This is a genomic window from Solibacillus sp. FSL W8-0474 (genome assembly GCF_038004065.1).
GTDB classification, from domain to species: Bacteria; Bacillota; Bacilli; order Bacillales_A; family Planococcaceae; genus Solibacillus; species Solibacillus faecavium.
Map to the genome: position 1 here is coordinate 302,844 of NZ_JBBOQJ010000001.1, position 25,428 is coordinate 328,271.

At 37.6% G+C, this 25,428-nt stretch carries 25 protein-coding genes and 1 other RNA gene; 19 read left to right on the plus strand and 7 right to left on the minus strand.

Annotation, left to right across the window (positions count from 1 at the left end):
• Window positions 1–16 precede the first annotated feature (16 nt).
• From NYE67_RS01495 to NYE67_RS01550, 12 genes are all read left to right on the plus strand, one after another.
• Window positions 17–1,273, plus strand: coding sequence for a substrate-binding domain-containing protein (locus tag NYE67_RS01495; protein ID WP_340726747.1), 1,257 nt, complete (start codon window positions 17–19; stop codon window positions 1,271–1,273).
• A gap of 113 nt (window positions 1,274–1,386) precedes the next feature.
• Window positions 1,387–2,145, plus strand: coding sequence for an ABC transporter ATP-binding protein (locus NYE67_RS01500; RefSeq protein ID WP_340726748.1), 759 nt, complete (start codon window positions 1,387–1,389; stop codon window positions 2,143–2,145).
• A complete protein-coding gene (locus NYE67_RS01505) occupies window positions 2,138–2,845 on the plus strand; it encodes an ABC transporter ATP-binding protein (protein WP_191701283.1) in 708 nt (235 codons plus the stop codon). The genes NYE67_RS01500 and NYE67_RS01505 overlap by 8 nt, the downstream gene beginning before the upstream one ends.
• 13 nt (window positions 2,846–2,858) lie before the next feature.
• The gene (locus NYE67_RS01510) at window positions 2,859–3,722 is read left to right on the plus strand and encodes a branched-chain amino acid ABC transporter permease (protein ID WP_340728952.1); all 864 of its coding nucleotides are present in this window, start codon (window positions 2,859–2,861) and stop codon (window positions 3,720–3,722) included.
• A 4-nt stretch (window positions 3,723–3,726) separates the two neighbouring features.
• Window positions 3,727–4,752 (plus strand): branched-chain amino acid ABC transporter permease, encoded by a 1,026-nt coding sequence (locus NYE67_RS01515; protein ID WP_340728953.1) that lies wholly within the window; start codon window positions 3,727–3,729, stop codon window positions 4,750–4,752.
• Window positions 4,749–5,753, plus strand: a complete 1,005-nt coding sequence (locus tag NYE67_RS01520) for a 3-oxoacyl-ACP synthase (RefSeq protein ID WP_340728954.1) — start codon at window positions 4,749–4,751, stop codon at window positions 5,751–5,753. The genes NYE67_RS01515 and NYE67_RS01520 overlap by 4 nt, the downstream gene beginning before the upstream one ends.
• Window position 5,754: 1 nt before the next feature.
• The gene (gene phaZ, locus NYE67_RS01525; protein WP_340728955.1) at window positions 5,755–6,654 is read left to right on the plus strand and encodes an intracellular short-chain-length polyhydroxyalkanoate depolymerase; all 900 of its coding nucleotides are present in this window, start codon (window positions 5,755–5,757) and stop codon (window positions 6,652–6,654) included.
• 15 nt (window positions 6,655–6,669) lie between these two features.
• Window positions 6,670–7,401: a 3-oxoacyl-ACP reductase FabG gene (fabG, locus tag NYE67_RS01530; protein ID WP_340728956.1), complete on the plus strand. Its 732-nt coding sequence runs from the start codon at window positions 6,670–6,672 to the stop codon at window positions 7,399–7,401.
• A 15-nt stretch (window positions 7,402–7,416) separates the two neighbouring features.
• Window positions 7,417–8,907: a class I adenylate-forming enzyme family protein gene (locus NYE67_RS01535; RefSeq protein WP_340728957.1), complete on the plus strand. Its 1,491-nt coding sequence runs from the start codon at window positions 7,417–7,419 to the stop codon at window positions 8,905–8,907.
• Between the two features lie 153 nt (window positions 8,908–9,060).
• Complete coding sequence (locus tag NYE67_RS01540; RefSeq protein WP_340728958.1) at window positions 9,061–11,163, plus strand: MMPL family transporter; 2,103 nt, start codon at window positions 9,061–9,063, stop codon at window positions 11,161–11,163.
• 76 nt (window positions 11,164–11,239) lie between these two features.
• A complete protein-coding gene (locus NYE67_RS01545; protein ID WP_340728959.1) occupies window positions 11,240–11,908 on the plus strand; it encodes a response regulator transcription factor in 669 nt (222 codons plus the stop codon).
• Window positions 11,905–13,275: a sensor histidine kinase gene (locus NYE67_RS01550; RefSeq protein WP_340728960.1), complete on the plus strand. Its 1,371-nt coding sequence runs from the start codon at window positions 11,905–11,907 to the stop codon at window positions 13,273–13,275. The genes NYE67_RS01545 and NYE67_RS01550 overlap by 4 nt, the downstream gene beginning before the upstream one ends.
• A gap of 49 nt (window positions 13,276–13,324) precedes the next feature.
• Here NYE67_RS01550 and NYE67_RS01555 read toward each other — a convergent pair whose 3' ends face one another.
• Complete coding sequence (locus NYE67_RS01555; protein ID WP_340728961.1) at window positions 13,325–14,266, minus strand: carbohydrate kinase family protein; 942 nt, start codon at window positions 14,264–14,266, stop codon at window positions 13,325–13,327.
• 186 nt (window positions 14,267–14,452) lie between these two features.
• Here NYE67_RS01555 and NYE67_RS01560 point away from each other — a divergent pair, with 186 nt between their 5' ends.
• Entirely contained in the window at window positions 14,453–15,625 is a 1,173-nt protein-coding gene (locus NYE67_RS01560) for an S-layer homology domain-containing protein (protein WP_340728962.1), read from the plus strand.
• A gap of 300 nt (window positions 15,626–15,925) precedes the next feature.
• On the plus strand, window positions 15,926–16,123 hold the full coding sequence (locus tag NYE67_RS01565) for a hypothetical protein (protein WP_191701272.1): 198 nt from the start codon (window positions 15,926–15,928) through the stop codon (window positions 16,121–16,123).
• Between the two features lie 159 nt (window positions 16,124–16,282).
• Here NYE67_RS01565 and ssrS read toward each other — a convergent pair.
• From ssrS to NYE67_RS01595, 6 genes are all read right to left on the minus strand, one after another.
• Window positions 16,283–16,474, minus strand: a non-coding RNA gene (gene ssrS / locus NYE67_RS01570) — 6S RNA.
• Between the two features lie 75 nt (window positions 16,475–16,549).
• On the minus strand, window positions 16,550–17,263 hold the full coding sequence (locus NYE67_RS01575; protein ID WP_340728963.1) for a YfjL-like protein: 714 nt from the start codon (window positions 17,261–17,263) through the stop codon (window positions 16,550–16,552).
• Window positions 17,260–17,850 (minus strand): zf-HC2 domain-containing protein, encoded by a 591-nt coding sequence (locus NYE67_RS01580; protein ID WP_340726760.1) that lies wholly within the window; start codon window positions 17,848–17,850, stop codon window positions 17,260–17,262. The genes NYE67_RS01575 and NYE67_RS01580 overlap by 4 nt, the downstream gene beginning before the upstream one ends.
• Window positions 17,847–18,338 carry an RNA polymerase sigma factor gene (locus tag NYE67_RS01585; protein WP_340728964.1) on the minus strand — a complete coding sequence of 164 codons (492 nt, stop codon included), beginning with the start codon at window positions 18,336–18,338 and terminating at the stop codon, window positions 17,847–17,849. Before NYE67_RS01585 ends, NYE67_RS01580 begins: the two co-directional genes overlap by 4 nt.
• A gap of 380 nt (window positions 18,339–18,718) precedes the next feature.
• Window positions 18,719–19,363 carry a YfbR-like 5'-deoxynucleotidase gene (locus tag NYE67_RS01590; protein WP_191701268.1) on the minus strand — a complete coding sequence of 215 codons (645 nt, stop codon included), beginning with the start codon at window positions 19,361–19,363 and terminating at the stop codon, window positions 18,719–18,721.
• Window positions 19,364–19,554: 191 nt separating this feature from the next.
• Complete coding sequence (locus NYE67_RS01595; RefSeq protein WP_339214885.1) at window positions 19,555–19,743, minus strand: putative motility protein; 189 nt, start codon at window positions 19,741–19,743, stop codon at window positions 19,555–19,557.
• Between the two features lie 304 nt (window positions 19,744–20,047).
• Between NYE67_RS01595 and NYE67_RS01600 the strand changes: the two genes are divergently transcribed.
• The 5 genes from NYE67_RS01600 to NYE67_RS01620 all read left to right on the plus strand — a co-directional run bounded on the left by NYE67_RS01600 (window position 20,048) and on the right by NYE67_RS01620 (window position 25,320).
• The gene (locus tag NYE67_RS01600; protein ID WP_340728965.1) at window positions 20,048–20,806 is read left to right on the plus strand and encodes a LysM peptidoglycan-binding domain-containing protein; all 759 of its coding nucleotides are present in this window, start codon (window positions 20,048–20,050) and stop codon (window positions 20,804–20,806) included.
• 85 nt (window positions 20,807–20,891) lie between these two features.
• The gene (locus NYE67_RS01605; protein WP_445683363.1) at window positions 20,892–21,431 is read left to right on the plus strand and encodes a superoxide dismutase family protein; all 540 of its coding nucleotides are present in this window, start codon (window positions 20,892–20,894) and stop codon (window positions 21,429–21,431) included.
• 260 nt (window positions 21,432–21,691) lie between these two features.
• On the plus strand, window positions 21,692–22,705 hold the full coding sequence (locus NYE67_RS01610) for a TAXI family TRAP transporter solute-binding subunit (RefSeq protein WP_191701265.1): 1,014 nt from the start codon (window positions 21,692–21,694) through the stop codon (window positions 22,703–22,705).
• A gap of 100 nt (window positions 22,706–22,805) precedes the next feature.
• A complete protein-coding gene (locus NYE67_RS01615; RefSeq protein ID WP_191701264.1) occupies window positions 22,806–23,312 on the plus strand; it encodes a DUF1850 domain-containing protein in 507 nt (168 codons plus the stop codon).
• Complete coding sequence (locus NYE67_RS01620) at window positions 23,305–25,320, plus strand: TRAP transporter permease (RefSeq protein WP_191701263.1); 2,016 nt, start codon at window positions 23,305–23,307, stop codon at window positions 25,318–25,320. Before NYE67_RS01615 ends, NYE67_RS01620 begins: the two co-directional genes overlap by 8 nt.
• The last annotated feature ends 108 nt before the right edge of the window (window positions 25,321–25,428 follow it).

Sequence of the window (25,428 nt, forward strand, 5' to 3'; positions counted from 1 at the left end):
CTGGGAGGGACATTGAATGAAAAAGCGTTTATGGTTAATTTTTGCGGTGTTATCGGTTTTCTTATTAGTTGCATGTAACAGTGATTCAGCAGACAGTGATGATTCATCAACTACAAATACTTCAGCTGAGCAAGGTGAAAGCGGTGCAAAAGAAGCAGCTGCTTCATCGGATCCGATTAAAGTTGGTGTACTTGCATCGTTGACAGGAGCACTTGAATCATACGGTAAGCAAACGAGAAACGGCTTTGAACTAGGTCTTGAATATGCAACAGACGGCACGATGGAAGTAGAAGGACGGAAAATTGAAGTCGTTTGGGAAGATACAGAAACAAAACCGGAAGTAGCGGTGCAAAAGGCAACGAAACTATTGGAAGATGACGCAGTTGATTTTTTAGTAGGCTCTTCAAGTTCGGGTGACACATTGGCAGTACTTCCACTAGCTGAAGAGTACGAAAAGATTATGATTGTAGAACCTGCAGTAGCAGATAGTATTACAGGTTCAGAGTTTAACCCTTACATTTTCAGAACAGCGCGTAATTCATCTCAGGATGCTTATGCAGCTGCAGCGGCAATTGCAGGAGAAGGTGTAAAAATCGCAACGTTCGCACCTGACTATTCATTCGGTTGGGATGGAGTATCGGCGTTTAAAGCGGCAGCTGAAAAACTAGGAGCTGACATTGTATTGGAAGAATACGCAGATCCAGCGGCAACTGACTTTACATCCAACTTACAAAAAATTATCGAAGCAAAACCAGAATTTCTATTTGTTGTATGGGCAGGGGCAAACTCTCCTTGGAACCAAATTGCGGATTTAAAGCTGCAGGAAAAAGGGATTAAAATTTCAACGGGTGCACCGGATATTATTGCACTTCAATTTATGGAGCCATTAGTAGGGATGGAAGGATTCTCTGTATACCACCATACACTACCGAAAAATGAAGTGAATGATTGGTTAGTAGAAGAACATAAAGCACGATTCAACGGAGAGGTACCTGATTTGTTCACACCAGGCGGATTTACAGCGGCGGTTGCAATTGTAGAAGCACTGAAAAAATCAGGTGGAGATGCCGATGGAAATGCGCTTATTCCATTAATGGAAGGTATGTCCTTTGAAACACCAAAAGGAACGATGACATTCCGTAAAGAAGACCACCAGGCATTACAAACGATGTATGCCATCCGACTTGAAAAGGTGGCGGAATTTGATTATCCAGTACCGGTATTAATACGTGAATTACTTCCAGAAGAAACGGAACCTCCTATTTTAAATTAGTAAATAAGTGAGGCTGTCTAAAAAGTGTTGAACTTTCAAGACAGCCTTTTTTTATAAAGGTTTCCATAAGGTTTGACCCGCAATGGAAATCAACAAAACGAGAGGGTGAGATGATGGAACCAATTATAAAAACGAGCAATTTATCGATTAAGTTTGGTGAGCATAAAGCGGTAGATAATATTAACTTTGAAATGTCAGCTAAGCATTTTAAATCCATTATTGGTCCTAATGGTGCAGGAAAAACAACTTTCTTTAATTTAATAAGTGGTGAACTGGAACCAACTGAAGGTGATGTGTTTTTTAAAGGACTATCATTACGCAAAAAGTCTTCTGTTGAACGAACTCGTTTAGGGATCGGGCGTTCATTTCAAATTACGAATGTATTTCCGAATTTAACGGTACTGGAAAATGTACGGCTAGCTGTCCAATCGAAGCGGAAAGTGCGCTTTCATATGCTCAACCACTTTCTGAAATATAAAGAGATTACGAATGAAGCGGTTGAGATTTTGGAACAAGTGCTATTAACCGACAAAATGCATCAAGTAGCGAATCAGCTTTCCCATGGTGAAAAAAGAAAGCTGGAAATAGGTATGTTACTGGCACTTGATACTGAAATTTTATTACTGGATGAGCCGACAGCGGGCATGTCACTAGAAGAAGTTCCTGCAATATTGGATGTTATTCGTTCAATTAAGGAGCGCGGTGATAAAACCATTTTATTAATTGAGCACAAAATGGATATGATTATTGATTTATCCGATTCAATTATGGTGCTGTTCAACGGGGCGCTGTTAGCTGATGGAACGCCTGAAGAGATTATGAACAATGAAACGGTACAACAAGCGTATTTAGGAGGCCTTGCATATGAGTAATATTTTAACGTTGGAGCGTGTGGAAACGTTTATTTCACAATATCATATTTTGCAAGGCATCAATTTTGAAGCGAAAGCAGGGGAAGTTTCGGTTTTACTAGGGCGGAATGGTGCTGGGAAAACGACGACGCTTCGCACGATTATGGGCTTAACACCGGCATCAAAAGGTACGATTCAGTTCGATGGAAAAGATATTACGAAAATGGCGCCTTATGATATTGCAAATAGTGGGATTGGCTATGTGCCTGAGGATCAAGGGATTTTCGGACAGCTGACAGTAGAAGAAAACATGAAAGTGGCGATCCGAAAAGAAACCGATGCGACAATGCAAAAGCAGGCATACATTTTAGAGTTATTCCCGGATTTAAAAAAGTTCTGGAAAAAGCAGGGTGGTAATTTATCGGGTGGCCAAAAGCAAATGCTTGCGATGGCAAGGGCATTCGTCAACGACAGTAAGTTGCTTTTAATCGATGAACCATCTAAAGGGCTTGCACCGATTGTCATTGAAAAAGTTATGGAAGCCATTACTGAAATGAAAAAGCATACTTCGATCGTACTTGTCGAACAGAACTTCATGATGGCGAGTAAAATCGGAGATACATTCACATTAATTGATGACGGGCGTACTGTGCAATCAGGGGAAATGCAAGGATTAATCGAAGACGAACAGCTTAAGCGTAAATATTTAGGAATCGGATAAGGAGGGAAAGCGGATGGAACTAATAATTAGTTTAACGATAAATGGACTAGCGACAGGAATGCTTATTTTCTTACTGGCAGCCGGATTGACGCTAATATTCGGGTTAATGGATGTGCTGAACTTTGCGCACGGCGGACTGTTCGTATGGGGTGCCTATACAGGGGTGTTCACCTATTTATGGAGCAACAGTTTTATAGTCGGAATCGTTGTCGCGATTCTCACAGGTCTTGTTCTTGGATTTATTACTGAAAAGCTCATTATTAAGCCGGTTTACGGAAATCACGTACAGCAAATTTTAATTACACTTGGATTTATGCTCGTGCTTCAGGAGATGATTAAAGTTGTGTTCGGTCCAAACGGTGTACCTGTTAAAGTTCCTTCTTATTTAGCAGGGAGCTGGCAAATTGGCGATTTAACAATTATTAAATACCGGATTTTTATTATCGTAGTAGGTTTTGCTTTATTTGGGATTTTATATTTCATTTTAAATCGTACAAAAGTAGGGCTGGTCGTTCGGGCTGGAGTTATGAATCGGGAAATGACACAGGCATTAGGAATCAACATTAAGCGCGTATTTTTAATTGTCTTTATGTGCGGTGCAGCATTGGCTGCGTTAGGCGGAATGCTGATGGCTCCGTATTCAGGGGTTGTATATGCGGAAATGGGAATGGAATATGCGATTTTAGGATTTATCGTTGTAGTAATCGGCGGAATGGGGAGCTTCCAAGGTTCATTAATGGCAGCAATTTTAGTAGGGCTTGCCGGAAGTTTCATGGCATACTATGTGCCGTTTTTATCCGTTGCAGTCAATATGATTTTAATGGCAAGTGTACTAATTTTCCGTCCACAAGGCTTATTTACGGTTGCGAAGGGGTGATTTGATGATTAAACAGCCATTATTATTATCTAAAGTGAATATTGTGTACGCAATAGTTGTCGGGGTCATGGCCGTATTACCATTTGTACTGGATTCTCGTACAATGACGATTTTATTAACACAGTTTTGCATTTTTGCAATACTCGCAATGAGTTACGATATTTTACTAGGTTACACGGGTATCATTTCATTTGGTCATGCAATGTTTTTTGGAATTGGCGCCTATACGACGGCAATTATGCTTAGTGATTTCGGTCCGTCAATCGGAATCTTTGCTGCTTCAATTGTAGTCGGAATCGTGTTATCCGCAATTATTAGTGTAATAAGCGGCGCATTGACGCTCCGTTTGAAAAGTCACTTTTATGCAATGTTTACTCTAGCTATCTCAGGTTTGTTTTTAGTGTTAGCTGAAAAATGGCGCACAGTAACAAAAGGAAATGATGGATTTACATTCCGCGCACCTGAATTGTTTCGTGAGCGTATTTACTTTTACTTTCTTGTGCTTATTTGTTTAGTTGTGGTTTTCATTTTACTGAAACGTATTGTTGCATCTCCGTTCGGAAAAGTGCTTGTAGCGATTCGTGAAAATGAACCACGTACCCGTTCATTAGGTTATAAAACGCTAGGTTATAAAATTATTGCTTCTGTAATTGCGGGTGCAGTTGCAAGTTTGGCAGGGTCGCTTTACGCCATTTCATTACGGTTTGTAAATACAAGTGTTATGACGATGGATATTACACTGGATGCCCTGATGATGACAATTATTGGCGGTGTGGGGACATTAATTGGACCGATTATTGGGGCAGGCGTCATTGAATTTGCCCAACATTACTTATCAGGTCTTGCAAGAGATTATCCGATTTTTGAAAGATGGATTATTTTCTTCGGTATTTTATACATTTTAGCTGTGATTTTCTTCCCTCGAGGCATCGTAGGTACAGTTTCAATGCGCTACTATGAATGGAAGCTGAAAAAAGGGCAAAAAACAAAGACAGCTGTAAAGCTTCGCGAAAAGGAGATACAGCGATGATCGGAATAACTGGATTAGGAATGTATTTACCTGAAGGAAGAATGACAGGTGCCAAAATTGCAGAAAAAGCAAATATTCCAGTAGCAATTGTTGAAACGAAGATGGGCATTATTGAAAAAGTCGTAGCCGGACCGAACGATCATCCAGTTGAAATGAGTGTGAAAGCAGCAAAGGAAGCGATCGCCGAAGCGCAAGTGGATGCTAAAGAGATTGATGTTGTGATCTATATTGGGGAAGAGCATAAAGAGTACCCTTTATGGACAGCTGCTATAAAAATTCAAGAAGAAATAGGCGCAGTAAATGCTTGGGCTTTTGATGTACAGCTTCGTTGCGGTACGGCCATTATGGCGATGAAAGTAGCAAAAAGCTTAATGCTAGCGGATGATTCCATCAAGACAGTGCTGTTAGCTGGGGGATATCGAAACCATGATTTCATCGATTATGAAAATGAGCGGACCCGCTTTATGTTCAATTTAGGTGCAGGTGCAGGTGCAATGATTTTGCAAAAAAATGCGGGAGGTCATGAAGTATTTGAAGCAGCCCTTATTACTGATGGTTCCTTCTCAGAGGATGTTGTGGTCCCAGTAGGTGGTACAAAGGAGCCGCTAACAATTGAGCATATTCAAGCAGGGCGTTTTATATTGGATGTACTTGATCCAGAAGGAATGAAGCTTCGATTGGAGCAAAAGTCCTTAAGCAATTTTTTAAAGGTAATTCGCCAATCGTTGCAGAAAAGTGGATGTAGTGAAGAGAATTTAGATTATGTTGCGATGCTTCATATGAAAAAGTCCGCACATGATTATGTACTAAACGAGCTTGGTCTTTCAGAGGGGAATTCAATCTATTTGTCACATTACGGTCATATCGGGCAAATCGATCAGATTTTATCACTTTATCTAGCTCGAAAAGAAGGAAAGCTTCAAGAGGGTCAAATTGTTTCGTTAGTTAGTGCAGGAATAGGTTATGCATGGGGTGCTATTACAGTAAAGTGGGGGGCTTAATATGAATAAGCTGGACGTTTTAGCGAAAGTGGAATTATCAAATGGTGAAACATTGTCGTATCGTAAGCGTGAAGGTGGCGATGAACTTGTTTTATTAGTGCATGGCAATATGACGAGTTCAAAGCATTGGGATTTACTGATGGAATCAATGGATGAACGATTCACGATTTATGCGGTGGATATGCGCGGCTTTGGGGAATCAACCTACAATGCAAGAATTAAGTCAATCAAGGATTTTAGCGATGATATCAAGCTTTTCGTTGATTCACTTGGGTTGAAGGATTTTACAATCATTGGCTGGTCAACAGGTGGCAATGTAGCTATGCAGTTTTGTGCCGATTACCCGGATTACAGTAAAAAGCTTGTGTTATTCGCTTCAGGATCTACACGTGGTTATCCGTTTTATGGCTCAAATAAGGATGGTACGCCTGATTTTTCAAATCGTTTAGCGACGATTGAACAAATTGAACAGGATCCAGTCAAAACAATACCGATGCAACAAATGTATGATACGAAAAATCGTGACGGTCTAAAGTTTATTTGGAACAGTGCGATTTATACACATAATCAACCGGATGAGACGCGTTATGAACAATATGTGGACGATATGCTAACACAGCGCAATTTGGCAGATGTGTACCATGCATTAAATACATTCAATATAAGTGCGGTCGATAACGAAGTGTCTAAAGGAATGAATCGAGTGAAGGATATTCAAATTCCAACATTCATTTTATACGGTGATCGCGATTTTGTAGTAATTGAAGCAATGACAAATGAAATTATTGGAGATTTTGAGGGCCGGGCTCAAATTATGAAACTTGGAAACTGCGGACATTCACCTTTAGTCGATAGTTTAGGTGAAACAAAAGAGGCAATTGAAACATTTATTTTATCGTAAAAGGGGTCGTGGAAAATGCGTTTAGAAAATAAAGTAGCGATTATTACAGGCGGTGCAGGGGGAATTGGCTATGCAGCCGTAAAACGTTTTTTGGAAGAAGGAGCAAAAGTGGCCGTTATTGATTACGACAAAGAACAGGGAGAAAAATTAGCAGCAGATTTAGGGGAGAACGTTGCCTTTTTTGCAGTGGATGTTTCCAACCTGGCTGAAGTAAAGCAAATGGTTGAACAAGTTGTTGCGCATTTTGGCAAAATCGATATATTGGTGAATAATGCGGGGATTACACGTGATGCAACTCTTGTAAAGATGAGTGAAGAAGACTTTGATAAAGTGATTCAGATTAATTTAAATGGCGTTTATTACTGCACACAGGCGGTAGCACCGCATATGGTTGCACAAAGGTCAGGCAAAATTATCAGTACTTCATCTGTAAGTGGCGTTTACGGTAATTTTGGTCAAACAAACTATGCTGCAACGAAAGCAGCCATTATCGGGATGACGAAAACATGGGCGAAGGAACTTGGACGTAAAGGAATCAATGTAAATGCTGTAGCTCCTGGATTTACAGCGACACCAATGGTAGAAAAAATGCCTGAAAAAGTGTTGCAGCAAATGGAGGGTATTACAAGCTTGCAGCGTTTAGGAAAACCAGAGGATATCGCAAATGCATATTTATTTTTAGCTTCGGATGAGGCTAGTTATATTACAGGTCATGTTTTGCAAGTTGATGGCGGCATTATGATGTAGAAGGTGGGATGGCTTATGCAACAGCTAGACTTTTGGATTGCAAAACGAGCGTCTCAATCACCCGATAAAACAGCATTAATTCAAATTGAAACGGGAGAAGCGTGGACGTATAAAGAGCTGATGCAGCATGCAGGCTGGTGGAGCAATAAATTTTCCAAACAGCAGTTGCAGCAGGGGGATCGGGTTGCAATATTAATGGAAAATTCGATCGAAAGCTTTGCTATTTTAATTGCTTGCCGATTAAACGAATTAATCTATGTACCATTAAATACGAAGTTATCTATACCAGAATTACGAGCGGTTTTATCCGATTGCACGCCGGCTTTACTCATTACTGATGATGTGCATAGTGAACGGGCAGAACTTCTTTTGCCAGCAAAGCTTCTAACATGCGGCGGCTCGGAGTTAGTTGAGCCTTCTACATACAGCTGGCATGATGATCCGCAACTGCCGTGGATGATAATCTATACAGGAGGAACAACAGGAAAACCAAAAGGTGTTGTCCTCTCGTATGAAACGGTTACTGTGAATGCGATGAATACTGTCATTAGCTGGGGGTTAAATGACAAAGATTGTACGTTAAATTATATGCCTCTTTTCCATACTGGTGGTATTAATGCACTTGCATTACCGATTCTACTAGCCGGCGGAACGGTTATAATCGGTCAAAAATTTGATCCGGAAAAAGCGATTCGTGCGGTGGATGATTATAAAACAACTGTTTCGTTATTTGTGCCGACAATGTATCAGCTGATGATTGAAACAGCCTACTTTAAAGAATCCGACTTTCCTACGGTAAGAGTATTTTTATCGGGAGGGGCACCTTGTCCAACACCAATCTATGAAAGTTTTCAAAGGAAAGGGCTGTTATTTAAAGAGGGATATGGTTTAACGGAAGCGGGACCGAATAACTTTTTCATTGATGCAGAAGTTGCGATGAAGAAAAAGGGCGCCATCGGAAAAAGTATGCTTTTTAATGAAGTGAAAATTGTGGATAGGGAAGGAAAGTTATGTGCACAAGGTGAAGTAGGTGAACTATATTTAAAAGGCAGTCATGTTTTTAAACAGTATTGGAACAATAAAGAAGCAACGACTAATACTTTTGATGAAGGCTGGTTAAAAACAGGGGATTTGGCAAAAATGGATAAAGACGGCGATTATTATATTGTAGGTCGGAAAAAGGAAATGATTATATCAGGCGGGGAAAATGTGTACCCTCAGGAAGTTGAACAATGCCTAATTGCCCATGAAGGAGTGCAGGAAGTATCGGTTATTGGCATTCCGAGTGAAAAATGGGGTGAATGTGTTGTGGCATTTATAATTGCAGAAAATCCCTCAGAAAATCTTCAGCATCAGCTTTTCCAGTATTGTAAAGAACAATTGGCCAATTATAAAGTCCCAAAGCAAATTCATTTTCTTCAGGAATTACCGAAAACAGCCGTTGGGAAAATCGACAAAAAGCAGCTAGTTAATTATATTTTTATAAAAGAACAAAATATTGTCTAAGCTAACTAAATACAATTATAAAGACCGGAATGCTGTTAATTCAACATTTCGGTCTTTTTAATACTTTCCGAACTAAGGATAAATTCAATTGAGTTTATATAGAGTTCATATAGTTACTTTACAATGCAGAAGTGTGAAAAAAGGAGGATTATAATGAACAAGCTATTAAATCCAATAACAGATTGGGTGTCAACGAAACGCGGAGCTTGGATTACGCTTATTGTTTGGCTTGTGCTAATGATCGGTTTAAGTGCCGGTCCAATGCTAAGTGAATACAAAGTGTCAAACTTCCAGTCGCTTCCGGATGATGCGCAGTCAATTATCGCTGAAAATAAATTAAGCGAGTATTTCCCGAACGATGAAGGAACACCAGGTATACTAGTTTTCCATAATGAAGATGGGGAAATTAACGTAGACAGTGTGAAAGAAATCTTAAATGCAATGATTGCGGAAGATATTGAAGGTATCGATCAAATTATCGACATCTCGAATTTACCACTGCAAGCTTTAGCAGGCTTCACGTCGGAAGACAAAACGACTATGATCGTGCCGATGACGTTGGAAAAAGGTCTTGGAAATGCTGAGTATGCGGAAATTAACGATTTTGCATCTGAAATCGGGAATGAAGCAGCTGAAAAAACAGGAGATACACAGTTTTATATTACAGGTCCTGCGGGGATTGCCGGAGATACAGTAAAGCTATTTGAACAGGCAGACTTACAACTGTTATTTGCGACAATCGGGATTATTTTAGTTTTATTAATTATTATTTACCGTTCGCCATTATTAGCTATTATTCCATTACTTGCAACGGTAATAGTTTATCAAGTAGTAAATCAATCGGTTGCTTTAATGGGCGCAGCTGGTTTAGAAATCAATAACTCTACAACTTCGATTATGAGTATTTTATTATTTGCTGCTGTAATCGATTATTCTTTATTCGTATTCTCACGTTACCGTGAAGAATTAAATCATTATGAAAATAAATATGAAGCAATGAAATACGCAATGCGTGCAACTGGTGAGCCGGTATTCTTTGCAGGTGGAACAGTACTTGCAGCAATGCTTGTTTTATTCTTCGCGGACTTCCGTGATTATCAAAACTTCGCACCAATCTTTGGTACTGCTGTATTTGTAATCATGCTTGGATCGATTACATTAGTGCCGGCATTATTTGCCCTATTTGGACGTAAAGCATTCTGGCCGAAAGTTCCGAAATACGGTGAAGCAAAAGAAGTAAAACATGGTATTTGGGGGCCGATTGCGAAGTTTGTTGTAAACAAACCTTACCTTTCAGGCGGATTAGTTTTAATTTTCATGTTAATTACTTCGTTTAACGTACTTAACTTGGAATACGAGTATGATACGGTTAAATCATTCCCAGAAGAGTTGCCATCACGTGTCGGCTATGAAATAGTTGAATCACGTTTTGATAAAGGGGAACTTGCACCAACTTCACTGCTAGTTGAAAGTGAACAAGCATTAACGGAGGAGCAAAAGCAGGCATTAGCAGATGCTTTAATGTCAGATGAAGCGATTGCGTCAGTACGTACATCTGCTGTATCAGAAGATGACACAAAATTAAAGTTATCAATGGCATTTGATGTAAGCCCATATTCTCCTGAAGCGATTGATAAGCTGGAAGAGATGCGTGAAAAAAGCGCAGATTATTTAGCGGAGGCAGGCATTGATGGGGAATTATATTTTGCAGGTACGACAGCAAAATTAGTGGATGAACGCAATGTAAATAACAGTGATATCATTAAAATTGTAATTTTGGAGACAATATTAATATTAGTACTGCTATTTGTATTAACAAAATCTTGGAAAATGCCGATTTATATGATGGCAACAATTTTAGTGTCTTACTTATCTGCACTGGGATTAGGGATCTTCTTAGTTGATGCATTATTTGGCTATGATGCTATCAGTACACGTGTACCTATTTATGCTTTCATATTCCTAGTTGCTTTAGGAATCGATTACAACATTATTTTAGTATCCCGATTCATTGAAGAGCGCAAGCGTATGAATGTGAAAGAGGCGCTTGAAATTGCGATCCGTAATACGGGTGGTGTAATTTCTTCAGCAGGTATTATTTTAGCAGCAACTTTTGCGGCGTTAATGACAATGCCGATTGCTGATTTGTTCGTCTTTGGCTTTATCGTATCTGTAGGGATTATTATTGATACGTTCCTAGTACGTGGTATGCTATTACCAATGCTGATCTTAACGTTCGAAAAAGACAAAAAGTAAGGCGTAGCGTAATAGATAAAAGGGAGGCATCGAGTAATTCGGTGTCTCTTTTTAGTATAAGAAGGCGGTGAACTTAATGCGGATTTTAGTTGTAGATGACGATGCATTTATACGGAAATTAATCGGTATTCATCTGAAAAAAGAAGGCTATGAAGCATTGTTTGCAAGTAATGGATTGGAGGCATTAACTATTTTGCAGCAGGAATTAGTGGATTTGGCGATTGTAGATGTGATGATGCCGAAAATGGACGGTATTTCTTTGACGAAGCGCTTAACTGAAGTCGGTGTTCCGGTATTAATGTTAACCGCTAAAACTACACTGGAAGATAAGGAAAAAGGTTTTTTGGCTGGGGCGGATGATTATATGGTAAAGCCATTCGAACCTAAGGAACTTTTATTTAGAGTACGTGCAATTTTACGTCGTTTTCAAAAACTTGAACGCAGTCAAACAAAAATTTCCAATATGCTGATTGACCGACAGACATTTGAAGTTAAAGTAGGGGAGCAAGTATTATTATTACCTTTAAAGGAATTTGAACTGCTAAGCATTCTAACTACGAGGCCGGAAGTGGTGTTTACGCGTGACCAGCTGATGGAGCAAGTATGGGGCTATGATTATGATGGGGACGACTTCACGCTGACAACCCATATTAAACGTTTACGAAGTCGATTGGAAGAAGTGAATGCACGCGTAAAAATTCAAACAGTACGAGGCATTGGCTATAAAATAGAGGAATTAAAATGAAAACATTGTATAAGCAATATATTGTAGTGACATTGGCAGTTATCGTTGTAAGTATTACTATGTCTATGTTGTTGATTGGTCAAATTTATCAATCTCAAATTCGGCCGAATACGGATGCCAAAAATTATGAAGTAGCACAGGAAGTAAAAAATATTATAACGACAATGCCGAGAGACAGCTATGAAGCCTATTTTGAGTCGGTTGCCAAGCTTGGCTATCAAATTGCAGTAGCTAATCAATCAGGAAATGTGTCAATGTATGGCAATAATTTCAACAAGATTGAGTTAAACGATGATATGCTGAATATTATTGGTACCGATAATGATTATCACGGGATTCAGGAGTATCAAGGATCTTCTTTATTTATGGATCATTTTGCGAATGATATTCAAAATACAGTTGGGGTGGCCTTTAGCTTTAATAATGAAAATTATGCATTTTTCATTCGGCCAGCTAACGCAACGCTCTTTTCAGAAATGCATTTATTACTCGTTAGCTTTATTATTATTACGGCCGTTGTAATTCTTTTGACAATGATTTTGCTGGCACGTCAGCTTGTAAGGCCGTTAAAACAGCTGCAAGAGGCAACCGAGCAAATTGCACAGGAAGATTATGATATTTATTTGCAAATTGATCGGAACGACGAACTCGGTCAACTTGCAACACAGTTCCAAAAGATGGCCAATCGTTTAGCGGAAAACGATCAGATTAAGAAGGATTTTATAAATAATGTATCGCATGATTTTCAATCGCCGTTACTTAATATTCAAGGGTACGCAAATGTCTTGAAAGATGCGGAGAATACGGAAGAAGAACGTGTGCAGTATTTAGAAATAATTGAGCAGGAAACGAAGCGTCTTTCAGCATTGACAAAGCAGTTGCTACTGTTGAGCTCATTGGACCAGAAAAATCTGCCGATAGAAAAAAAGCGTTATTCCTTGGATAAACAATTAAAGGAACGTCTGTTTTCAAAGCGCTGGAAGCTGGATGATAAGCAGATGGAGCTTGTATATGAGCTGGAACCAATTGAAGTATTTGCTGATGAGCAATTATTTGAGCAAGTATGGGATAACTTACTGTCAAATGCGATTCGATACAGTGAAGATAAAGGGAAAATTATTGTAACGTGCAATAAAAAAGACGATGCAATAATCGTTGTTATACAGGATTATGGCATTGGAATTCCTGAGGAAGCACTGGAAAAGGTAAAGGAACGGTTTTACCGCGTTGACCCATCACGCTCAAGCCAAAGTAGTGGTCTTGGACTGGCTATTGTCACGGAAATTGTAAAACGGCATGAAGGGCAATTTAATATAGAGAGCAAGCTAGGGAAGGGAACAAAAGTAGAAATCATACTTCCTAATTAGCTGATGAAAAGAAGGTATGCTAAAGAATTTTTAGCATACCTTCTTTTTTTTATTGTTGTATGTCTTCTAATGCTAAAAGTGCATCAATTGCACCGACTTTTTCGCAAACTTTTGAAGCGACAAAATTGGCAAATTCAATTATGTTCACCCACTCATTAAAAGAAAGATTCGTTTCATCACGTTTACTCAGCTCATATAAAACGGCACCAACAAAAGCATCACCAGCCCCTGTTGAATCGATGCAATTTACCCTATTTGGTGGTACAGTTGTTATTTTTCCGTTTTGAACGAGTACTGTCCCGTCAGCTCCTTGTGTAATGGCAATTGTTTTGTCAGTAAACTGACTCAGCCATTCAATCGCTTGTTCAAAACTCTCTGCCCGAGACAATAACATTAATTCTTCGTCACTCATTTTAATGAAGTGAGCTGCTTCGATAAACGGTTCGCATTTTTGAATAAACTGTTCAGTATCGTGTTTCCATAAGTCAGCACGGTAATTTGGATCGAATGAAATAAAATGATTTTGTAATAATAAAGTTTGCATTAACTGTTCGTAAGTTCTGCTAAAAGGTTCACTTAAAAGAGCTGTTGCTGAACCGAAATGAATCATATCAATCGACATTAAATGTTGGAGATTAAGGTCTTCAATGCAAAGCAGCTCATCAGCGCCTCGGTTAAAGATGAAATCCCGCTCACCACTGGCTTCTCTGGATACGAAAGCTAAAGTAGTAGGGGCAGTTGAATCAAAAATAAGCTGATCTGTATGAACGCCTGCATGCTCCAATGTTTGTTTCAGAAAGTGACCAAATGCATCGTCACCCACTTTTCCGCAAAAATACGCTTGACCACCGAGTTTTGCGATAGCAGCTGCAACATTGGCAGGAGCTCCACCTGCTTGTTTTTCAAAGGTAGTTGCTTCTATTATTGATTGCTCGGTTTGAGTTGTAAAAAAATCGATTAATAATTCACCAATACATAAAATTTGCTTCATATCGTTTCCTCCAAAATGATATCATTTTATAAATTTTGTCATAGATGAACATCAATTGTAAATATTTACCCTGTTTCTTGTTAAGAAAACAGAATCTTGGAGTAATATTCCTAATTTTAGTTAATAAAAGGAGTATGCCCATATGAAATCATTGGTGTATTATGGTAATTAAAGAGGAGGGTTAAAATGAAAATTAAAATATTTCTATCCACTATCGCAGCACCACTGCTTGTATTGGCATTTTTTCTTTCGCAAGCAGAGGCAAGCTCACAAAAATTTTCAGATATTTCTACAAATCATCCATACTACAAAGAGATTACTGAGATGGCAGATGCGGGGATTATAAAAGGTTCAAAAGGCGAATTTATTCCAAATGAAAAAGTTACACGAGCACAAGCAGCAACGTTTATGTATCGTACTATTGATATTAAAAAAGTACAGTACGTAAAAAAGCAGAATGTTAAGATTTTGGATGTTAATACGACAAATAGTCATTACACAGCTATTAAAGCAATGGTTGATGGCAACAAAATGTACACGAAAGACGGGAAATTTGAACCAAATAAAGAACTAACACGCGGTGAAATGGCTAAATTGCTTTTTTCGGGATTTAACTTATTTGAATTAAACTATGAGCAAGATCCAAAGAAACATCCATTTACAGATGTGTCCGAAGAATATGATTTTTACGTATCCTACTTATATGATTTAGGTATTACAACAGGTGATGGTGAAAAGTTTAACGAAAAGCAAACTATAAGCCGCCAGCATTTTTCAGCATTTCTTTATAGAACACTTCAATATTATGAGAACCGTTTGGAGATTGAACCGAAACGTAATTACCTCCAAAAAACAGATACATATGAAGATGCGGCAAACATTATCCGGAAATGGCCAATAGTAAAAATAACAACCGGTGGCGGAAATATTATTAATGAAACATTGTGGCAATCACCAGAAATACGATCGATATTAGTGGATGCATTGCCGGAATTATTAAAAGAGGTTCCGGGTTTAACTATTAATGGGGTTGCCGGAAACTTATTGATAAGTGAAAAAGGCTGGAAAACGCCAAGTAATCATCACTTTATGGGTCAATTTAATATTTATGACAGGAACAACGAGTTCTTTAGTGAAATAGATATTTCTAAAGAATCAACGTTCCCTATGCTAGAAATAATTTTACCGTATGCACTAGAAGACGATACAGATATTGCAACGACATTTAACAAAATTAAAGACTTTTCAACAATGCCAAACAAACCGAATGAATGGGAAACCTTACAATTAGAACACTCCAACGGCAAAGTAATCAGTATTCTAAAAAAAGATTACAATATGATGATTACAATAAAATAAATTATAAATAAATTTATGAAGTAGAAATGGAAGGGAAAGTCCAAGAAGAATACTTGGGCTTTTTTATCATTCAATGTGATGAAGCATTAAAACGATCACTGGTGGTATTAAAACAAGCATAACTAGATCTTTTAAAAATCAATAGTCCAAGTAACTCACAACTCAGTAGGGTGAATGGATATGTGAAGGTCTATCTATATAAAAGTCGTTGAATATTACTAACGGCTTTTTATTATTCAAGATATAGTAGTGACAATAATTTCCATTTGAATTATGATTAGTATGAATGGAGGTATAGTTATGAGTTTAATTTTACGTTTAAGTAATGGAGAAAAGATAGAGATGAAAGCCAGTCTTGAGGAATTTGAAGAAATGTATTTAAAGGATGACGGTCACTTTCATTCTGGTTATATAAGATTCGTGTTAAATGATGGTAAAGAAGAGCAATCAGAACTAATATTTACAAACCACATTGTTTCTATAGAAGAAGTAAAGTAATATTCGAAGTCACATCCAATCGGGTGTGGCTTTTTGCTCTGAACACATGGAATTTTACAATTTAATCGATGATGATACGCGAGATAAATAAAAATGAAAAAAGCACCTCAACCAATTTGGTTAAGATGCTGTATAAACCTTGATATGATGCTGCTTATGTAAGCAGCCACATTGCCGTAGTTATTATAGAAAGTTTTAAACCACCACTCCTCAAAGTGGGTGTTCGCAAATGCTATCCTGTCTATCCTGAAGTCAAAAGAGTCCAGGCACGCCATTCCAACATCGATGTAAAACTCCCTGTATAAGTATAAAGGTTAAAACTTAATATTCGTACGTACAACGTAGCCTTATTCATATAATATAACAACTTTCTGCTATGTGCAAGAAAGTACGTTCGACAAAAAAAGTCAAATGATTTGATTCGTTTTAATGAATATCATCTATAGTAACTGGCATATTCGCCTGAAATTCTACATTGTACTTTCTTTCATAGTAAAGGGATGCATAGCCCTCTTTTTTGCCGTCACGGTTATCAATTTGTTCATCCATATAAATAAAAACAGTATCATACTTAATATCATCTGCGTCCAACACAGATTGAATTTCTTGAACAATTTTTATAAATTCCTCTTTTGTTTCACCTTTATATAATGGGAATTCCATTGTAATCGAAGGTGGAACGATAACATTTACGGTAGGAGCCCACTCCGTTTGTGAAAACTGATTCGGTACGTCGATTGAGTAAAATATGTTAGCAACCGGGAATGCTTTTAATAAGTTTTTTACATATTGTGAACCTTGATCGCTCCAGTCATTCGATTTTGCCTCATCCCTTGAATCATAATGCATCATCTTAGCTTCAATCGTATTTGGTACATATTTAGGGCCTACTTCAAAAGTATAGTTCCAATAATTAGGTTCTTCATTGAAAGTTACATCAAAATCATAGGTATTAAATTTAAAATTATAGGAGCCTTTTTCTACACGAAAATTGGTATTTGGATAATGTTCGGTTAAGTATGCCTTTATCGTAGACTTAGCAATTTGTTTAGAAATGAAATTGCCGTTAAATTCGTTATAACCGAACAGTACGGAACCTGTAATAACGAGGGCCAATAGAATTGAAAGCCACTTTTTCATATCGAATCCTCCTTGTTAAAAGCTTGAATAAGTAGTTTGACAACGATAATTCCCAGAACAGTAAAGATCGTGTGAATAAATGCAGTAAATAGACCACCCAAAGTAATTTCCCATAAAAGTGAAAGGGTAGAGGCGTGGTAAATGATTTGGTCAGTGTACCAATTCGAATAGGAGCCGAAAGAATCAATTGTTGTATAAATTGACCAAATAAATACAGGTACGAATGCCAACAATAGCGTGAGAATTGTATGACGATAAAAGTAAAATGTTACAATTCCTAAAATAAAATAAGACAAAATAAATGTGAAGCTTTCATTTAATAATGAAGTGTTTATAGCAAAGACAAAAGAAAGAATAACGAACAATAGCTGATAAATCGTAAGTTTTAAATGTGCGTGCTTAATCATTTTTGAAGCTGCCTTTTTAGGTGACGGGAGTGCCGGTAATTCTTCCATTGTGGCGGAAGTAAGCTTTTGGCAATTAGGGCAACTGGCTAAATGTTGCTCAATCCATTGTTTTGTTTCAGGCTGAACAAGGTTTTCTTCATATAAAGGTAATAAATCCTCGGTAATTTTACATGAATTCATAACAATTCCTCCTCTCGTTGTAGCTTAATTTTTTGCCGGTGAAAATTAACACGTACATAGTTTTCGCTTAGCTCTAGCAGCTCACCAATTTCCTTAAAACTTAGTTCACCAATAATTCGAAGCAATACAATATCCTTAAACGGAGGTCCGAGCTGTTCAATCTTTGACAGGAGCCGTTTGGATTCATCTTTTATTTCAATGAGTTGCTCGGTAGTAAATAGTGTAATTGACGGTTGTGCCTCCATTTTGGATGCTAAGCTCTTTTCATAACTTTTTTTACGGTAATACTTTTTTAATAAGTTATTTGCAATATGAAAAAGCCATGTCGATAGTGCCGCTTCACCGCGATATGTATGAATCGATTTTGCTGCTTCGTAAAAAACATCCTGTGTAAGATCTTCAGCGATGGCTGAATTGGATGTTTTAATATAAAAATAAGCGTATATTTTCGGTTGCAGCTCCCGGTATAACTGTTCTAGCGCATCCACTCAGTTCACCTCACAAAATGATGTTTATTATTATAGTACCTTCAAAATAGAATTCGTTACAAAAAAGGAAAAAAAAGCTCCTCACCATTTTCAAGAACTAGTGGGGAACATGCCCTCATTAAATAAGGGGGGATTTTACCGTTATTTGAATGATGTTGCCTATTATAGGATAAATAAGGGAACGTTTTACCGCTATTTTAAATAAAATCACGGAATTTCATGTTATTTAGGTCAATAACGGAAATTCATGCCCTTATTTTTACGATTTTTTATTTTATTTTTGAAATAAGGGAAAATCATTCCTCTATTTACCTCATTACGCATTTCGAGTGTTGAATCCAAAAAAAAAGCCTTCCTTATATTTCGGAAGCCTTCTGTCGTTAGTCGTTATGTTGTTGTAGAATATTTTCTGTTAATAAAGCAATATCAATCACCGTTTTTTCCGTCACAACATCTGATAAAATTTCATTGCGGAAGTATGCAACAGATACCGGTAAATTGATTAATAGGAGCTTACTTAACGCACTTTCATACATATAAACAAATTCCTTATCGGTGTTTCCACGCTTAAGTTCTGAAAATGATTCATAAAACTGATCAAGTTTATCAGAGAATTCAAGTAAACGACCTTCAATCGTCTGATCTTTACCTTCTTTCATTCGATCAAAAAATACATCCTGCAAATCAGGTGGTATTTCTTCTAGAATAAACTTTTCCATCATTTTTTCTTCGACATGGGCAAGCATTTGTTTTAGCTCGACACTCGCATGTTTGACCGGTGTCTTTATATCTCCAATAAATACTTCAGCGAAATCATGATTGATTGTTTTTTCGTATAAAGATTTCCAATCAATTTTACTCCCTGCGCGTTCCTCTAAAGTTGCAAAAAACATCGCATACTGAGATACCTTCCATGAATGTGCCGCCACGTTATGCTCTTCAAATTTAAATCGACCGGGACAACGAATGATGCGTTCTAAATCATTTAAACTTGTAAAAAATGTATGGATACCTATAAGAATCACTCCTTTAAGTTGATACTTTTACTGTACTATTAGTTATACCCGAAAAGTGAATTTATAAAAGTAATTAATTAAACTTTAACATGACGTTAACAGAGTAAAGCTGAGAAAAGATTTGTAAAAATATATTAATATGACAAGGAAATAGAAAAAGCGCTCATTGAAAAAGTTCAAGAGCGTTTTTTCTTTTTAGCCTAAACTTGGACGTCAATCGATTGTCCTTTATAAGGATGGGCTGCTGGAACTGTCTGAGATTGGGGTAGTGTTTCCATCATTTGAACAGCAGTGGCTGTCCCCATATTCATTGCTTTGTCAAGAATGCTTAATTGCACTGTTTGCTGTAAAGATGCAACTTGAGCTGCCATCATAGAGCTAATTTCCAAAGTAATCCCTCCTTTTCTTTATTATCGACGAAATTGAAAAATGTTGAGTTGAATGTAGTATTTGTAACATGCCTGCAAACAAAATGGCAACTTCTATATCTATCTTTGTTGTCACTCCGCAAAAAAATGATAACTCTATGTATAATTCCCTTCAATATTAGTAATAATTATCCAAAAGCTCTGAAATATGCTTGTAATGGAGGGTTCATGGAAGCGACATAAAATTGCAATGTATTTGCGGTAAATTTGGAGCAGGGTGAAAATGAGTAAACTTAGTTGCTAAGAATTTGGAGGGAAAGAAGATTTGAGACATAAAAAACTATTAGTATTTTTATTGGCTGGAGTAATTGCTTCAAGTGGAATTTTTGCCAATGAAGCAACTGCCTACACAATTGAATCGGATGATACGCTTTATAGTATAAGTCAACAATTCGAGACGTCTGTCGCCGTTTTAAAAGAAATTAATAATTATCCGAATGATGTAATATATGTTGGTGACACAATGGATGTTACAATAGAAGATCCCCTATATACAATTGAACAAGGCGATACATTATATAGAATTGCGTTAGAAAATGAGGTTACGGTGGACCAATTACAGGAATGGAATGGTCTCAATTCAAATATGATTTATGCGGGCGATACACTCACTGTTTCCGGACCTTTAGAGGAGGAAGTGGCGGCTAGTGAAGTTAAAAGTGCATCAGGAGAAGCCAGTTGGACACCGCCAGAAATAGAGACGCCGACATATTCAGGTGAAGCGCCTAATGAAGGAAAAACAATGACTGTTGAAGCAACAGCATATACTGCATATTGTGAGGGCTGTTCCGGCACAACCGCAAATGGTACAAACTTACGTGCCAATCCTCATTTAAAAGTAATTGCGGTGGATCCACGTATTATTCCATTAGGTACAAAAGTTTGGGTGGAGGGTTATGGTGAAGCTATTGCTGCTGATACAGGTGGAGCAATTAAAGGCAATAAAATCGATGTATTCATCCCAAATCTAAACAGTGCCTATGAATGGGGACGTCGTACGGTTACAATAAAAGTTTTAAATTAATACTGATTAAGCCACTCACTTTTGGGTGGCTTTTTTGTATATTTGCCCTCCTTAATTGAAATACTAGCTTCAAGGAGGAGATATTGTGCGAATTATAATCTTATTTTTAAGTGTACTCATGTTAGGAGGATGTAACTTCTTTCAAAAAGAAAAGATTCCTGTAAGTGCACCTGAAGCATTGTCAGCAAAGGCAATTATGTATGATACGAATGAAAAGCTGGTTGGTGAAATTGTTTTTACGGAGACAACAAAAGGAGTAGAACTAACAGCTATTTTAAACAGTTTGCCTCCAGGTGACCACGGAATCCATTTACATGAGTTTGGTAAATGTGAACCTCCTAAATTTGAATCAGCGGGAGCACACTTTAATCCAACCAATAAAAAGCATGGGGTGGAGAATCCTTCAGGGCCACATGTTGGTGACTTACCGAATATAACTGCGGATGAATCTGGTGAAGTACATTTAAACTTTATAACGGCTGATTTCACACTAAAAAAAGGCGAGAAAAATTCTTTATTTGATGAAGATGGCACGTCTGTCGTTATTCATGAAAAAGCAGATGACTATAAAACAGATCCATCCGGTAATTCGGGAGCACGTATAGTTTGTGGTGTAGTTGAATAAAAAACTAAAATTCTATATAAAGAAATATCATGTGCATTCCGTACATGATATTTTTTTATGGAATAAAATTTATCAAATATAAATATCAAATAACTTATTCATAAATATCTCTTTAGTGAAAAACTACATTTCACAGCATTTTGACGGTTTTATTAGAATAATATAATTATTTGAAAAATGAGACTTTTGAAATATTAATTGACTTTTGAATATTATTCTATGTAAAATGTATCCATATTAGGTGTAAAGGGGGAAATTTTATGTTCAAATCTAAAAATATGCTATTCGTATTAGTACTAAGTGTATTTATGTTAGTGCTAGCTGCTTGTGGCAGTGATGATGAAGACACATCTACAACTGATACTGGGTCTAACTCAGGTGATACAGCAACGGAAGCGGATTATGGTGATGTTAAATTTTTAAGTATTTTAACAGGTGGTACGCAAGGGACTTACTATCCATTAGGTGGTACGTTTGCGGACTTAATCACAACTGATACTGGGGTAAAAACAACTGCGGAAGTATCACAGGCTTCTGCTGCAAATATGACGGCGTTAGCTGATGGCAAGGGAGAAATTGCCTTCGTTCAGACAGATATCGCATACTATGCAACACAAGGTACTTTAATGTTTGAAGGGCAAAAAATTGACTCTGTAGTAGCATTAGGTGCTTTATATCCAGAGACAGTTCAATTAGTAACATTAGCTGATTCAGGTATTAAAACGTTTGCAGACTTAAAAGGTAAAAAAGTTTCTGTAGGTGCACCAGGTTCAGGTACTTATGCAAACGCTGAGCAATTATTAGAAATCCACGGTTTATCAATTAAAGACGATATTCAAGCGCAAAATTTAGACTTCGGTGAATCAACTGATGGTATTCAATCAGGTCAAATTGATGCAGCATTCATTACAGCTGGTTACCCAACTGGTGCTGTAGAAGCGTTAAATGCAACAAATGGTGTAACTATTATACCGGTTGAAGCAGATAAAGCAGAAGAATTAATCGCGAAATACCCATACTACGCAGTGGATAAGATCCCTTCAGGCACATATGGTTTGGAATCTGATGTCCCAGCTGTATCAGTAGGTGCGATGTTAGCGGTTCAAAAAGACCTGCCAGAAGATTTAGTATATGCCATGACGAAAGCTATTTATGACAACACGGATAAAATTGGTCATGCTAAAGGCGAATTCATTAAAGCTGAAACAGGCTTAGACGGAATCGGTATTGAAGTTCACCCAGGTGCACAACGATACTTTGATGAAGTTAAGTAGTAACAAGAAACAAGGGCCTCTGTTGCAAAAAAATGCTTCAGAGGTCTTTTATATCTATACCTTATTAGTGCAAGGGTGTCTTTTTAAGCGGGGGATCTAGATGAAAAAGTGGTTATTAATAATCCTTGCTTTATCCGTTAGTGCGCTTTTTTTTATTCCTTTTGAGCGTAGTATCACTTTTACGGAGACTAAAACTGAACAACCGGAGCAGTTTTTTTTGCCGTTAAAAAACGAAGATACATTTCAACTCGTCTTTACGCATTCCATTCATTTAACTGATGTGATAGAAAGTTATGAAGTGCTTCCTACCAACAATCTTCAATTACTCTCAATGGAATATTCGGATGTGGCTATCGGTATGCCAAGTTATGCGGAGGAAGGGCAAACGCTTCACTATGAAAATGGCGTCTATACCCTTAAATATATGGACGCAAAATTAAAAGAATTTACGCTACATATTGGGGATGTCGACTATAAATTGGATCTCCAGCATAAAGGTAGAATTATACCTTTAAAGGAGCAATTAGTACGTGGGAAATCCTATTTGATAAAAGTGAAAAACTTGTCTTTATATGACAAAATGAAAGGAGTCGAATTAAATGACTGATAAAAAAATGGCAGGAACTTCAGAGGAATTAAACGAAGCGCTTACGCTAAAACAGCAGCAGGAGTTACTGGAGAAATACGATATAGAATCGAATCAGCGTAACCCGCAAAATATTATGAAGCATTTCATCTATTTTGGTTTACTGGCATTTACACTGTTCCAATTGTACACAGCCATATTCGGACAGTTTCCAGCTCAAATTCAGCGTACAGTGCACATAGGATTTGCTTTAACTTTTGTATTTTTACTATTCCCGGCAAGTCGTAAGCTATCAAAACGCTCCATTCCATTTTATGATTATATTTTAGCAGCTATAGCTATTTTTGTTGGAAGTTACTGGGTGTTGAATTATGACCGACTTGTTCAAAGTTTAGGGAAGTTGGAAACATTAGATTTCGTTGTGGGGCTTTTAGCAATTATTATTGTGTTGGAAGGGGCACGTCGAGCGGTAGGATTACCAATCGCCATTATCGCCGGGCTGTTTTTACTTTATGCATTTTATGGTCAGTACATGCCGGACTTTATGGCACATCGCGGACAAAGCTTAGATAGCATTGTTAACTTAATGTACTTCTCGACAGATGGTATTTTAGGTACACCGCTAGCAGTATCTTCTACATTCATTTTTGCTTTCCTGTTATTCGGTGCATTTCTTGTTAAAACAGGTGTAGGGGAATATTTTAATGATTTAGCTATTTCACTCGCAGGTAAATTAGTAGGTGGTCCAGCTAAAGTAGCGATTTTTTCATCTGCATTACAAGGAACAATTTCAGGGAGCTCTGTAGCCAACGTAGTAACTTCAGGTTCTTATACAATCCCTATGATGAAACGTCTTGGTTATAATAAAAACTTCGCAGGTGCTGTAGAGGCTTCAGCATCCACTGGTGGTCAATTGATGCCTCCGATTATGGGAGCAGCCGCGTTCTTAATGGTTGAGTTTATTGGACGTGGAATAACGTATTGGGATATCGCCAAAGCAGCTGCAATTCCGGCATTACTATATTTTGCAGGGATCTGGATTATGACGCACTTTGAAGCGAAGCGATTAGGTTTACGTGGTCTGACGGATGATGAAATGCCGGACCGCTCGCATGTATTAAAGAAAATTTATTTATTAGTTCCAATCGTGTTAATTATTGTACTGATGATGTCAGGCATACCGGTAATTCACGCTGCCCTTTATGGGATCTTAGCATGTATCATTGTAGGTTTTATTAATCCTGATGTGAAGTTCGGCTTTAAGGAAATCATTGACGGGCTGGTTGATGGTGCACGTTCAGCATTAGCAGTAGCAGCAGCAACGGCATGTGCCGGAATTATTGTAGGGGTTGTTGTAAAAACTGGTTTAGGACTATCTCTTGCAAACAGTTTAGTTAAACTGGCAGGTGGTAGTATTATTATTACATTGTTCTTCGTAATGATTGCATCATTAATTTTAGGTATGGGTGCACCTACGACAGCAAACTATGTAATTACATCAACAATCGCTGCTCCGGCAATTATTGCGTTATTGGCGCCAGATGTACCAGCAAGTGCAGCACCAATTATTGTTGTATTATCAGCACACTTCTTTGTATTTTATTTCGGTATTATTGCAGATATAACACCACCAGTCGCGCTCGCCGCCTTTGCAGCATCGGGTATATCAGGTGGAGATCCGATTCGTACAGGTGTAAACTCGGCTAAACTGGCAATTGCTGCCTTCATTATTCCATATATGATCATCTTCTCACCGGCATTGCTAATGATTGATGTAACAATCTGGCAAATTGGTTGGGTAGTATTTACGGCATTAATGGGTATGATCGCAATAGGTGTTGGGGTTATCGGTTATTGGTATCGTTCGGTAAATTGGATTGAACGTATTGTTTTATTAGCTGCGGGTCTAGCAATGATTTACCCAGAGTCAATGACAGATACATTAGGTTTAGCTGTCTTTGTAATTATGTTTATTATTCAATGGATGACAAGGAATAAAAAAACAACATCAAAAATAGCGGTTTCTTAAAATACGGAAGAGCGTTTGAATATTAAATTCAGGCGCTCTTTTAATTTATCTCAAAATAAGATGGATTTAATACTATTTATGCATATACAGCTAATAATAGTTGATTTT